The organism is Rugamonas sp. GW822-FHT03B10, assembly GCF_058801745.1.
Genome location: NZ_JBXANP010000015.1, coordinates 132,194 through 144,240 on the forward strand (window position 1 = coordinate 132,194; position 12,047 = coordinate 144,240).

10 protein-coding genes and 2 tRNA genes are annotated in these 12,047 nt (G+C 66.7%); 7 read left to right on the forward strand and 5 right to left on the reverse strand.

What is annotated here, in order from left to right:
- Position 1 precedes the first annotated feature (1 nt).
- Complete coding sequence (locus tag AC1RQG_RS21170) at positions 2-583, reverse strand: DUF1439 domain-containing protein (protein WP_493134297.1); 582 nt, start codon at positions 581-583, stop codon at positions 2-4.
- 164 nt (positions 584-747) lie between these two features.
- Between AC1RQG_RS21170 and AC1RQG_RS21175 the strand changes: the two genes are divergently transcribed.
- The 3 genes from AC1RQG_RS21175 to AC1RQG_RS21185 are packed head-to-tail and all read left to right on the forward strand — an operon-like array spanning position 748 to position 2,902.
- Positions 748-1,116 (forward strand): GntR family transcriptional regulator, encoded by a 369-nt coding sequence (locus AC1RQG_RS21175; protein ID WP_493134299.1) that lies wholly within the window; start codon positions 748-750, stop codon positions 1,114-1,116.
- Positions 1,113-1,970 (forward strand): ABC transporter ATP-binding protein, encoded by an 858-nt coding sequence (locus AC1RQG_RS21180; RefSeq protein ID WP_493134301.1) that lies wholly within the window; start codon positions 1,113-1,115, stop codon positions 1,968-1,970. The genes AC1RQG_RS21175 and AC1RQG_RS21180 overlap by 4 nt, the downstream gene beginning before the upstream one ends.
- Positions 1,967-2,902, forward strand: coding sequence for a hypothetical protein (locus tag AC1RQG_RS21185; protein WP_493134303.1), 936 nt, complete (start codon positions 1,967-1,969; stop codon positions 2,900-2,902). Before AC1RQG_RS21180 ends, AC1RQG_RS21185 begins: the two co-directional genes overlap by 4 nt.
- 91 nt (positions 2,903-2,993) lie before the next feature.
- Here the strand turns inward: AC1RQG_RS21185 and AC1RQG_RS21190 are convergent, their stop codons facing one another.
- From AC1RQG_RS21190 to rnr, 4 genes are all read right to left on the reverse strand, one after another.
- Positions 2,994-3,671, reverse strand: coding sequence for a YceH family protein (locus AC1RQG_RS21190; protein WP_493134319.1), 678 nt, complete (start codon positions 3,669-3,671; stop codon positions 2,994-2,996).
- A gap of 14 nt (positions 3,672-3,685) precedes the next feature.
- Complete coding sequence (cysE, locus tag AC1RQG_RS21195; protein ID WP_493134305.1) at positions 3,686-4,435, reverse strand: serine O-acetyltransferase; 750 nt, start codon at positions 4,433-4,435, stop codon at positions 3,686-3,688.
- A 147-nt stretch (positions 4,436-4,582) separates the two neighbouring features.
- Positions 4,583-5,326 (reverse strand): 23S rRNA (guanosine(2251)-2'-O)-methyltransferase RlmB, encoded by a 744-nt coding sequence (rlmB, locus tag AC1RQG_RS21200; protein WP_493134307.1) that lies wholly within the window; start codon positions 5,324-5,326, stop codon positions 4,583-4,585.
- 3 nt (positions 5,327-5,329) lie between these two features.
- On the reverse strand, positions 5,330-7,807 hold the full coding sequence (gene rnr / locus AC1RQG_RS21205; RefSeq protein ID WP_493134309.1) for a ribonuclease R: 2,478 nt from the start codon (positions 7,805-7,807) through the stop codon (positions 5,330-5,332).
- Positions 7,808-8,173: 366 nt separating this feature from the next.
- On the opposite strand from rnr, the gene AC1RQG_RS21210 reads away from it, so the two are divergent.
- The 4 genes from AC1RQG_RS21210 (at position 8,174) to AC1RQG_RS21225 (ending at position 11,840) form a co-directional block, all read left to right on the forward strand.
- A tRNA-Leu gene (locus AC1RQG_RS21210) sits at positions 8,174-8,258 on the forward strand.
- 190 nt (positions 8,259-8,448) lie between these two features.
- Positions 8,449-8,533: transfer RNA gene (locus AC1RQG_RS21215), tRNA-Leu, on the forward strand.
- A gap of 127 nt (positions 8,534-8,660) precedes the next feature.
- Complete coding sequence (locus AC1RQG_RS21220; protein WP_493134311.1) at positions 8,661-10,181, forward strand: FAD-dependent monooxygenase; 1,521 nt, start codon at positions 8,661-8,663, stop codon at positions 10,179-10,181.
- A 222-nt stretch (positions 10,182-10,403) separates the two neighbouring features.
- A complete protein-coding gene (locus AC1RQG_RS21225; protein WP_493134313.1) occupies positions 10,404-11,840 on the forward strand; it encodes a serine hydrolase domain-containing protein in 1,437 nt (478 codons plus the stop codon).
- Positions 11,841-12,047: the final 207 nt, after the last annotated feature.

Consider the following 12,047-nt stretch of genomic DNA (forward strand, 5'->3'; position numbering starts at 1 on the left):
GTTACTGGGCCGGTTCCACCGTCGCCACCAGCGCACCGGGACGGGTGCCGATGCCCGTCAGCGCGAACTGCACGCCCGCGTAGCGCAGGTCTTCGGGACGGAAGGTGTAGATCGGCATGTCGCGCACCACCTTGTCGCTCAGCAGGTTGGCGATGCTGGCCACCTGGTGCTGGCGTCCCTCATCGAGGCCGTCGAACACGAAGCGGTCCACGTGCGCATCGGCCAGGTAGACGGCGTTACGGGCCCGGTCCACCATCAGCCGGCCGGAGATGGCCATGCTGCCGTTCCACGACTGGCGCGCCAGCAGCGGCGCCACGTTGGCGTCCAGCGACAGCGACACGCGGTCGTTCTGGTCCAGGATGGTCAGCTGCGGATGGCTCAGTTCCACGTCGAGGATGCCCAGCGCGCGGTGGTGCATGGGGAAGCGGCGCTCCATGCTGTGCTGGAGCCGCTCTTGCGGCAGGTCGACCTGGCGCGGGCCGATCAGGGTGGCGCAGGCGCCCAGCAGGCCGGCAAGCAGCAGCGGCGCGCCGCGCACGGTGATCCAGCGCCGCACGGCGCCCTGTTTGGTGAGGATGGTCATAGTGAATGTTTTCCGGGTTTGACGCTGACAGTCTGAAGGTAAATAAAGTGCGCCATTATTCCACATCGGCCCGCCGCCACGCGGCACGCCTGCAATTAAAGCTTGCGTTTTTGACACGTGGTGTTATAGTTCACCAGCACACCTCGATAACCTTGGAAACCGCCATGAACATAGGCTGGAACGAAAACACGCCCATCTACCGCCAGCTCAAGGAGCGTGTGGTGGGCATGATGCTGGACGGGCTGCTCAAACCGGGCGACGCCCTGCCCTCGGTGCGCCAGGTGGCGGCCGATTATCAACTCAATCCCATCACCGTCTCGCGCGCCTATCAGGAGCTGGTGGACGAAGCGTTGGTGGAAAAACGAAGGGGAGTAGGCATGTATGTGATCGACGGCGCCCGCGACAAGCTGCTGGCCACGGAACGGGAACGCTTTGTGCGCGAGGAATGGCCGGCCATGGTGGAGCGCATCCGCCGCCTGGGTCTGGACCTGGAACAGTTGCTGAAGGCGGCCCGGCCGGGAGCGCCATCATGAGCGCCATCGTCACGGCGCGCCACCTCGTCAAGCGCTACGGCAAACAAACGGCGCTCGACGACGCCAGCTTCGAGATCCAGCCCGGCCGCGTGGTGGGTCTGATCGGGCCCAACGGCTCGGGCAAGACCACCACGCTCAAGGCCATGCTGGGCCTGACGCCGTTCGAGGGCGAGCTGTCGGTGCTGGGCCTGGACCCGCGCACCCGGCGCGAGGAACTGATGAACGAAGTGTGCTTCATCGCCGACGTGGCCATCCTGCCGCGCTGGCTGCGCGTGCGCGAGGCGCTCGACTTCGTGCAGGGCGTGCATCCGCGCTTCGACCGCGCCAAGGCCGAACGCTACCTGAGCAACACCAAGCTGACCATGGACATGAAGGTCAAGGCCATGTCCAAGGGCATGGTGGTGCAGTTGCACCTGGCGCTGGTGATGGCGATCGACGCGCGCCTACTGGTGCTGGACGAACCGACGCTGGGCCTGGACATCCTGTACCGCAAGCAGTTCTACCAGAACCTGCTGGAGGACTACTTCGACGAGAACAAGACCATCCTCATCACCACCCACCAGATCGAGGAAGTGGAGCACATCCTGACCGACCTGATGTTCATCCGCGAAGGCAAGATCACGCTGTCGGCCTCGATGGACGAGGTGGGCGACCGCTTCACGGAAGTGATGGTGGAGCCGCAGTTCGTGGCGGCCGCCAACGCGCTGCAGCCGATGAGCCAGCGCAACGTGTTCGGCAAGGCCGTGATGCTGTTCGACGGCGTGGCGCGCACCCAGCTCGACAACTTCGGCGAAACCCGCACCCCTAGCGTGGCCGACCTGTTCGTCGCCACCATGAAAGGAACGTACGTATGAATACAATGAAATGGCTGATCCGGCGCGAATTCTGGGAACACAAGGGCATGCTGCTGTGGGCGCCGTTGGCGGCGGCCGCGCTGATTGCTCTGCTGGCCGGCGCCGCCCTGCTGCTCGGGCATGACTTCACCTATGAGGTCAACGGCGTCGGTGGTCCCATCGGCGACATCGTGGTCGAAGGCCATGCGCGCACCGGTATGGCGGCCGCGATGACCCGGCATTACATGGCCGCCGCCCTGCCCCTGTTCATGATGCTGGGCGTGCTCGTGTTCTTCTACTGCCTGGGCGCCCTGCACGACGAGCGGCGCGACCGCAGCATCCTGTTCTGGAAATCGCTGCCGGTCTCGGACCGCGCCACCGTGCTGTCCAAGGTCGCGCTGGCGCTGCTGGTGGCGCCGTTGATCGTGATCGCGATCGGCACGGTGGAATCGCTGCTGTTGCTGCTGGCCGGCTGCGGCATGCTGCTGCTGCACGGCTCCAATCTGTTCGGCGCCGTGCTGGCCTCGCCCGACCTCTACCTGGCCCCGCTGCGCGTCCTGTCGCTGCTGCCGGTCTACATGTTGTGGGCCTTGCCCACGGTGGGCTGGCTGCTGATGGTGTCGAGCATGGCGCGCTCCAAGGTGTTCCTGTGGGCCGTGGGCGGCCCGCTGCTGGCGGCCATGTTGATGGGCTGGGCCGACAAGGTGCTGCGCCTCGGTGTCGACTCCAGCTGGTTCCTGCACACGATCGTCGCCCGCATCCTGCTGGGCGCGGCGCCGGGATCGTGGGTCCTGTTCACCAAACTGGAAGACCGCCTGGCGCTGCAGGACGAAGGGCTAGTCGCCTCATCGTGGGCCACCCTGGGCCAGCCCGGCCTGTGGGTGGGCGCGGCGGCCGGCGTGGCGATGATCGCCGTGGCCGTGTGGATGCGGCGCCGGCGCGAGGAAGGCTAAGCGAAAAGGAGCCCAAGTGTCGGCCGCCCGAGGGTCTGGCCCTTGGGCCTGACCCTGGTTTAAACGCCTGCGACGACAACCGCCGCCGCCCTCACTCAAACTGCTTGCGGAACTCCGCGAACTGCGCCGACAGGTCGTCGACATCGCGCCGCAGCTGCTGCACTTCCTGCTCCAGCTGCGCCACGCGGCTGCCCTGCTGGGGCGCGCTCACGGCGCCGGCGTAACCGGCCGCCGTTTCCTCGCGCGCCAGCGCATCCTCACCGCCCAGCAACTGGCCGTAGCGCGGCTCCTTGGTGCCGGGCGCCAGCGCCAGGCGCGACACCAGCGGCGGATATTTGTCGATCAAGAACTGCAGCGCGTGTTCGACCTCGGCCACGCTCTTGAACTCGTGCAGCCGCCCGCTGCGGGTGCGGATCTCGCCGGCCGTCTGCAAACCGCGCAGCATGAGGATGGTCAGCACGGCCAGCTTGTCCTGCTCCAGCGACCACTTGATGCGCATGCGGTGCTCGTACTTGGTCACGCGCGCGCCCGCCTGCGTGATGCCGTTGACCAGCTTGCGCTGCATCAGCCGCTGCAGCACGTCGGCCACTGTCTCCTCCGAAATCGACATCACGGGATCGCGGCTCGACAGCTGGTTGCAGCCGTTGGTGAGCGCGTTCAGCGACAGCGGGTAGTTGTCCGGCGTGAGCCCCTCCTTCTCGGCCAGCACGGCCAGCACGCGGATTTCGAACGGGTCCAGTATTTCAGTGCCTTCCGGCGACGATGCCATGTTCATGTACGTCCTTAATCGACAAGCTTGTTCAGTTGGGCCGAATCGAATTTATCACACTCAGGCACGCTTGGGCAGCTCAGGCCCTCGGCCTTCATCACGGCCACGATGCGTTCGATCTGCTTCTCCTGCGTCACGGCGTGGTTGATCAGCGCGTGCAGCGCCTTCGACAGCGGATCGTCGCCGTTGGCCGTCACGCCATAGGCCGTGAACAGGTTGGCCGCCGCGCTGGCGCTGCTCTGGGCCGTATCCTTCTGCACCACGTGGGCCGGATTGCCGACCGCCGTGGCGCCCGGCGGCACCGGCTTGAGCAGCACCGCGTTCGAGCCCACCTTGGCGTATTCGCCCACGGTGAAGGCGCCCAGCACCTTGGCGCCGGCGCCGATGATGACGCCGCGCTCCAGCGTGGGGTGGCGCTTGCTGCCCGTGTGCAGCGAGGTGCCGCCCAGCGTCACGCCCTGGTAGATGGTGCAGTCGTCGCCCACCTCGGCCGTCTCGCCGATCACCACGCCGAAGCCGTGGTCGATGAACACGCGCCGGCCGATGGTGGCGCCGGGGTGGATCTCGATGCCGGTGATGATGCGGGCCAGGTAGGAAATGAAGCGGCCGAACCACTTCAGGCCGTGCGTCCAGCACCAGTGCGCCCAGCGGTGCATCACGATAGCCTGCAGGCCCGGATAGCAGGTCAGCACCTCCCAGGCGTTGCGGGCGGCGGGGTCGCGTTCGATGATGCTGTTGATGTCTTGGCGCAGGTGACGGAACATGGTGCGGACTTTAATGACGGGGGAACAAGGTGACCGGATAGCTATGGTAGCGTATCCGGTCCGGAATTGCTGGCGGGGGGCTGGCCGGAGGCGGCCGGAGGAAAGCCGGCGGCCCCGTGCGGCGCCACCAGCGTGGTCGGGAGGCGGTCAGCCTTCCTTGGCCATGCGCTGGCGGCGGGCCTCGTACAGACAGACGCCCGACGCCACCGACACGTTCAGGCTCTCGACGGAGCCGAACATGGGGATGCTCACCAACACGTCGCAGGTCTCGCGCGTGAGGCGGCGCATGCCCTCGCCTTCCGAGCCCATGACGAGCGCCGTCGGGCCGGTGAAGTCGGCTTCGTACAGGCCTTTCTCGCCGTCGTCGGAAGTGCCGATCAGCCAGATGTCGCGCTCCTTGAGCTCGCGCATCGTGCGCGCCAGGTTGGTCACGGTGATGTAGGGCACGGTCTCGGCCGCGCCGCTGGCCACCTTGGCGGCCGTGGCGTTCAGGCCCACGGCGCGGTCCTTGGGCACGATCACGGCATGGGCGCCCACGCCGTCGGCCACGCGCAGGCAGGCGCCCAGGTTGTGGGGATCGGTGATGCCGTCCAGGACCAGCAGCAGCGGCGGGCCGTCGATGGCGTCGAGCAGTTCATCGAGGTTGCGCGCCAGCGCCAGCTGGGAGGCGAACGCGATCACGCCCTGGTGGCGGCGGGTGCCGACGATCTTGTCCAGGCGCGACGAATCGACCGGCATCACGCGCACGCCGGCGGCCTTGGCGTTGGCCACCAGGTCCTGCATGCGGCGGTCGCTGCGGCCGGCGTCGATGAAAATCTCTTCCACGGACGAAGCCTCGTGACGCAGGCGCGAGGTCACCGCGTGGAAACCAAAAATCATTTTGTTCTTCATTGTCTATCGCTTCTTCTTACTTTTTGAGGCAGGCTTGGCTGCCCGGTGTGCTACCGCGGCAGGCGCCGCGGCATTGGTCTTGCGTTTCGGCTTGGCCTTGCTGGCCGCCGCCTTGGTCTTGCCGGCCTTGGCCTTGCCGGTGCTGGCCGCCTCGAAGCGCGGCTGGCTTTCCGTGCGCGGGCCGGGCTTGACGTTGGCCTTGCCCGGCGCAGCCGATGCACCACGGCCGCCCTTGCCGGACGACGCTTCGCGCTCCGGCACGCCGGCCAGGCGCAGGTCCACCTTGCGCGCCTCCAGATCGACCCGCACCACCTGCACGGTCACGCGGTCGGTCAGCTGGTAACGCTGGCCGGTGCGGTCGCCGCGCAGTTCATGGCGCGCTTCGTCGTACTGGAAGTAGTCGGCGCCCAGGTCCGTCACGTGCACCAGGCCTTCGACGAACAACTGGTCGAGCTGGACGAAGATGCCGAACGTGGTCACGCCGGTGATGATGCCGGTGAATTCCTCGCCCAGCTTGTCCTGCATGAAGTAGCACTTGAGCCACGCTTCCACGTCGCGCGAGGCTTCGTCGGCGCGGCGCTCGTTGGCCGAGCAGTGCACGCCCAGCGCGTCCCACACGGTCAGGTCGGCCGCTTTTTTCTCGCGCCCCTCCGCCTTGTCCTTGGCCTGCTGCTTGCGGGTGGCGTTCGACACGTTGGTGTTCAACACGCTCTTTTCCGTCAGCTTGGGCTCGTACTTCTTGCCCAGCAAAATGGCCTTGATGGCGCGGTGCGTCAGCAGGTCCGGGTAGCGGCGGATCGGGCTGGTGAAGTGGGCGTAGGCCTCGTAGGCCAGGCCGAAGTGGCCGATGTTGTCGGGGCTGTAGACGGCCTGCTGCATCGAGCGCAGCAGCATGGTCTGCAGCAGCGCCGCGTCGGGCCGCAGCTTCACTTCGCGCATCAGTTCCGCGTAGTGGGCCGCCGTCGGCTTGTCGCCGCCGTCCAGGTGCAGGCCGGCCTGCTTGAGGAAGGTGCGCACCTGCTTGAGCTTCTCGGCCGTGGGGCTGGCGTGGATGCGGTAGGTGCCGGGGTGCTTGTGGCGGATCAGCAGGTCGGCCGCGCACACGTTGGCCGTCAACATGCACTCCTCGATCAGGCGGTGCGCGTCGTTGCGGGTGCGCGGGATGATCTTCTCGATCTTGCCCGACGGGTTGCAGACGATGTAGGTCTCCGTGGTCTCGAAGTCGATCGCGCCGCGCGCCATGCGCGCCTTGAGCAGCGCCTGGTAGGCGTCGTGCAGGTTCAGCAGGTGCGGCACGATGCCGGGACGGCGCGCCGCCTCCGGTCCCTTGGTGTTGCCGAGGATGTCGGCCACTTCGGTGTAGGTCAGGCGCGCGGCCGAGTGGATCACGGCCGGGTAGAACTGGTAAGCCTTGATCTCGCCCTTGGCCGTGACGACGGCGTCGCACACCAGCGTGAGGCGGTCGACGGCCGGGTTCAGCGAGCACAGGCCGTTCGACAGCTTCTCGGGCAGCATGGGGATCACGCGGCGCGGGAAGTAGACCGAGGTGCTGCGTTCGAGCGCGTCGATGTCGAGCGCGTCGTTGGGCTTGACGTAGTGGCTGACGTCGGCGATGGCCACGATCAGGCGGAACGCGTTGGTGCGGCCGATCTTGACCGGCTCGCAGTAGACGGCGTCGTCGAAGTCGCGCGCATCCTCGCCGTCGATGGTCACCAGCGGCACGTCGCGCAGATCGACGCGGTCGGCCAGATCGGCCGGGCGCACCATGTCGGGCAGCTTGGCGGCCTGCTTGAGGGCGCCGTCCGAGAACACGTGGGGCACGCCGAACTTGCGCACCGCGATTTCGATTTCCATGCCGGGGTCGTCCAGCTCGCCGAGCACCTCGACGATCTTGCCGACCGGCTGCTTGAAGCGCATCGGTTGCTCGGTCAGCTCCACGCTGACCACCTGGCCGGCCTTGGCCTTGCCGACACCGCCGGCCACCAGCACGTCCTGCGAAATGCGCTGGTCTTCGGGCGCCACGATCCAGGCGCCGTTCTCGTTGTGCAGGCGGCCGATGATGTGGGTGTTGGCGCGCTGCACCACCTCGACGATGGTGCCTTCCGGACGGCCGCGGCGGTCGACGCCGACCACCCGGGCCAGCACGCGGTCGCCATGCAGCACTTTCTGCATTTCCTTCTCGGGCAGGAACAGGTCGTCGCCGGGCTCATCGGGGATGACGAAACCGAAACCGTCGCGATGGCTGGAGACGCGGCCGGCGATGAAGCCGCTCAGGTCGGCCAGCACGAAGCATCCGGTGTCCGGGTCGGCCAGCAACTGGCCGTCGCGCACCATGGCGTTCAGGCGACGCGTGAGCACGGCTTGGGCTTCCGTGCCTACTTTAAGCGACTTGGCGACGGCGCGCAGGTCGAGCGGCGCTGTGGCGCTGCGGAAGATGCCGAGAATTTCCTCCCGGCTGGGGATATGGGTAATTGGGCTCAAAAAAGTATTTCTATAGTTATTATTGACAGTGATCACTGGGGACGAGGCCCGACGACTGCGACCGGCCACCTATATTGACGCGGTGATAGCGCGTAGTGTACTTGGTATCGGCCCGCTTTACCTAACACGGGGCCATCCGGGCTCAGATTTTTTTCGGAAAAAATTTTACGCCCACGCCTTTGACATCGCACAAGTTTCCTCTATAATTCTGGTCTCTCGCGGCGACAACGTCTCCGGACGGCGGCAAAGCGGGAAGCGTAAGACAGGGTTGATGTGCAGTAAGGAATGAAAGTTCATCTGGCGCAAAACTCTCCCGATCGCTATAATAGCAGAAGTTGTTTAGCAGCATCTCAGAGCAGCAGCAGTGCCCACGTGGCGGAATTGGTAGACGCGCATGGTTCAGGTCCATGTGCCGCAAGGTGTGGGGGTTCGAGTCCCTCCGTGGGCACCACTCTACCGAATACGCGGAAAAGCCGCAGACTTTCACGAGTCTGCGGCTTTTTTCATTTCCGGACGCGAAACACTGGCGAGGCGCTGAAAATATTTCATATTAATCTTCATTTCGCCATTGACCACGACGCTTGCACTCCAGTAAGATACGCCCCGTTGCAACGTTGTAGCGAACAGCTGCAGCCCGCAGTGCCCACGTGGCGGAATTGGTAGACGCGCATGGTTCAGGTCCATGTGCCGCAAGGTGTGGGGGTTCGAGTCCCTCCGTGGGCACCATCTACCGGATACAGGGAAAAGCCGCAGACTTTCACGAGTCTGCGGCTTTTTTCATTCCCGGCCGCGCAGCGGATCCGCCGGCCCACGCGCGCGCCGTCCGCCGCGCATCCTTCCTATACTGGCTATCATGCCCGCCCAAGTCCTGATCGCCGGAGCCGGCCCCACTGGTCTGATGCTCGCCCTGCGGCTGGCCCGCCACGGCATCCCCTTGCGCATCATCGACAAGGCTTCCGGCCCGGGACAGGCCTCGCGCGCGATGGCGGTCCACGCCCGCACACTGGAGTTCTACCGCCAGATGGGCCTGGCCGACGAGATCGTCGCGCACGGCGTGCGGATCGAGGCGCTGCACCTGCGCGAGCGCGGCCACGAGATCGCGCGCCTGCCGCTAAAGGACATCGGCGCGGGCCTCAGCCCCTACCCGTTCGTGCTGGCCTACCCGCAGGACGACCACGAGCGCTTCCTGGTCGAGCAACTGAGGCAGGCCGGGGTGGAGGTCGAGTGGAACACCGCCCTATCCAGCTTCTCGCAGGACGAGCAAGGCGTCCACGCCCTGCTGGCGCGGGACGGCGCCGAGCTCCGCTGCGACGTGCGCTTCCTGTGCGGCTGCGACGGCGCGCACAGCCGCGTGCGCGAGGTGCTGCAGCTGGGCTTCCCCGGCGGCAGCTACCCGCACCTGTACTACGTGGCCGACGTCAAGGTCGGCGGCCCGCCCAACACCGACCTGCGCGCCCACATCGGCGAGCAAACCTTCGCGCTGATGCTGCCAGTGCGCTCCAGCGGCATGCAGCGCCTGATCGGCATCATGCCCGCCAGCGCCGACCATGAGGCCCAGCACAGCTACGCCGACGTGCGCCCCATCGTCGAGCCGCTGCTGGGTATCCATGTCGAAGACGTGAACTGGTTCTCGACCTACCGCGTGCACCACCGGGTGGCGCAGCAGTTCCGGGTCGGCCATGCATTCATCCTGGGCGACGCCGCGCACGTCCACAGTCCCGCCGGCGGCCAGGGCATGAACACCGGCCTCGGCGACGCCGTCAACCTGTCGTGGAAGATCGCGCAGGTGCTGCAGGGCCGCATCGCTCCCGCCGCGCTCGACAGCTACGAGCAGGAACGCATCGCCTTCGCGCGCATGCTGGTCGCCACCACGGACCGCGTGTTCCAGGCCGCCGTGGCGGAAGGCATGGCCGGCCGGCTGGTGCGGCACTGGCTGCTGCCGCATGTGGCGCCCTTCCTGACCGGCTTCGCGGCCGCGCGCCGCACCATGTTCAAGAGCCTGTCGCAGCTGCGGCTCAACTATGAGGACAGCGCGCTGAGCGCGGGCCGCGCGGGCGACGTCCACGGCGGCGACCGGCTGCCGTGGGTGCACGACGCGGAATACGACAATTTCGATCCGCTGCGGTCGATGGACTGGCAGTTGCACGTGTATGGCGTATGCAGCGCCGGGCTGGCGTCGGCGGCGCAGGCACTGGGCCTGCCCGTGCACTGCCTGCCGTGGACCGCGCAGACCGCCAGCGCCGACCTGCTGCGCGACGCCGCCTATCTGATCCGCCCCGACGGCTATGTCGCCCTGTGCCTACCCCGGCAGGAGGGTGGCGAACTGCTGGACTACGCCGCACGCCACGGACTGCGCTTCGCCGGGGCGCGATAGCGCGCGATGCGCAGTCCGATGCGCCGGACCTGCCGCGCGCAGCCTGCCCGACGTGAATGCCAGCGCCGCCCGCCGCCACGCGGACAGTGGCGCCCCGCGATACCACCAGTACCAGCACATACCGCTTCGCACCCTTCCATTGCAAGTTCAACAAGCCAGCCCGACAATGCCGGCCATGCCGATCCGCGCCAGGCATCGGCCCAACCCGCAAGAGGCCCCACCATGATCAAGCAATGTCTCACCGCCGCCATTCTGGCCGCCGCGCTGTGCGCCTGCGGCGCCAACGACAAGCCGGCCACGCCACCGGCCGCGACCGCCGCCACCACCGTGATCAGCAGCGCCACGCTGGCCGACATCGACAGCTACGTGCAGGCGCAGATGAGCAAGCAACGCATCCCCGGCCTGACCGTGCTGGTGGCCAGCAACGGCATGCCCATCCTGCAGAAAGGCTACGGGCTGGCCAACATCGAACTGAATCAGGCCGCCGCGCCGGCCACCATCTACCACATCGGCTCGGTCACCAAGCAGTTCGCGGCCGCCGGCATCATGCTGCTGGTGCAGGACGGCAAGCTGTCCCTCGACCAGCGCCTTACCCAACTATTCCCGACCGCGCCGGCCAGCTGGAACGACATCACCGTGCGCCAGCTGGTCCAGCACACGGCCGGCTTCCCGCGCGACTTTCAAGAGCAACTGGCACCACTGTACGACCCGCAGCATCACTACACGCTGGACGAACTGATCAGCCTGATGGGCACCATTCCGCTCGACACGCCGCCGGGCACGGCCCACAGCTATAGCAACATGGGCTATTTCCTGGTCGGCATGGTGATCGAAAAAGTCAGCGGCCAGCCTTATTTCGACTTCCTGCAGCGCCGCATCTTCACCCCGCTGGGCATGAACACGGCCGCCCTCGTCACAGCCCCGTCCACACCGGGCACGGAAGCGTCGGGCTACCTCTGGGACAACGGCTGGCAGCCTGAAAACGCCCTGTTCCCCGGCGACGACGACGCGGCCGGTGGCCTGCGCATGAGCGCGCCCGACCTGGCCAAATGGGACGCGGCCCTGTACGGCGAGCGCATCCTCACGCGCCAGTCGCGCGACACCATGTGGGCGCCGGCCGCGCTGAACGACGGCAGCACCGTGCAGTACGGCATGGGCTGGGTGCCGGACGCCATCAACGGCCACCCCTATGTGTGGCACAACGGCCAGGTGCAAGGCTTCCACACCCAGTTCGAGCGCCACTACCGCGAAGGCTTGACTGTGATCGTGTTCAGCAACCAAGGCGACGCGCTGCCCGAACGCATCTCGGCCGGCATCGTGGCCCGCATCAACCCCGCGCTGGCGTGGCAGATCGTGCCCGACCCGCAACCGCAAGTGGGCGCGCTGGCGCGCAGCCTGGTGGACGACGTGCTGGCCGACACCTTCCACCCCGAGCGCTACACGGCGGCCGAGGCGGCGCGGCTGGCCGACGGCGCGTTCGACGCCTATGCACGGCTGGCGCCCCGTTTCGGCGCGGTCGAGCAGTTCGGCCTGGTCGACAGCGGCGCTTACGACGGCGTGACCACCTACCGCTACCTGCTCAAATCGCATGACGACAGCGCGCTGCTGTTGCTCCAGCTCGACGCAACGGGCAAGGTCAGCGCGATGTACTTCAACTGATATTTCAACTGGCATCTCAACCGATGTCGACGGACGGCGCAAAAAAAAGCGCGCCGCCCTTGACGGCGCGGCGCGCATGCCTCATTATGCTGCCTCTGCCACAGAACACGCGGCGGAACAAGAGTTGAAGCAGTGCCCACGTGGCGGAATTGGTAGACGCGCATGGTTCAGGTCCATGTGCCGCAAGGTGTGGGGGTTCGAGTCCCT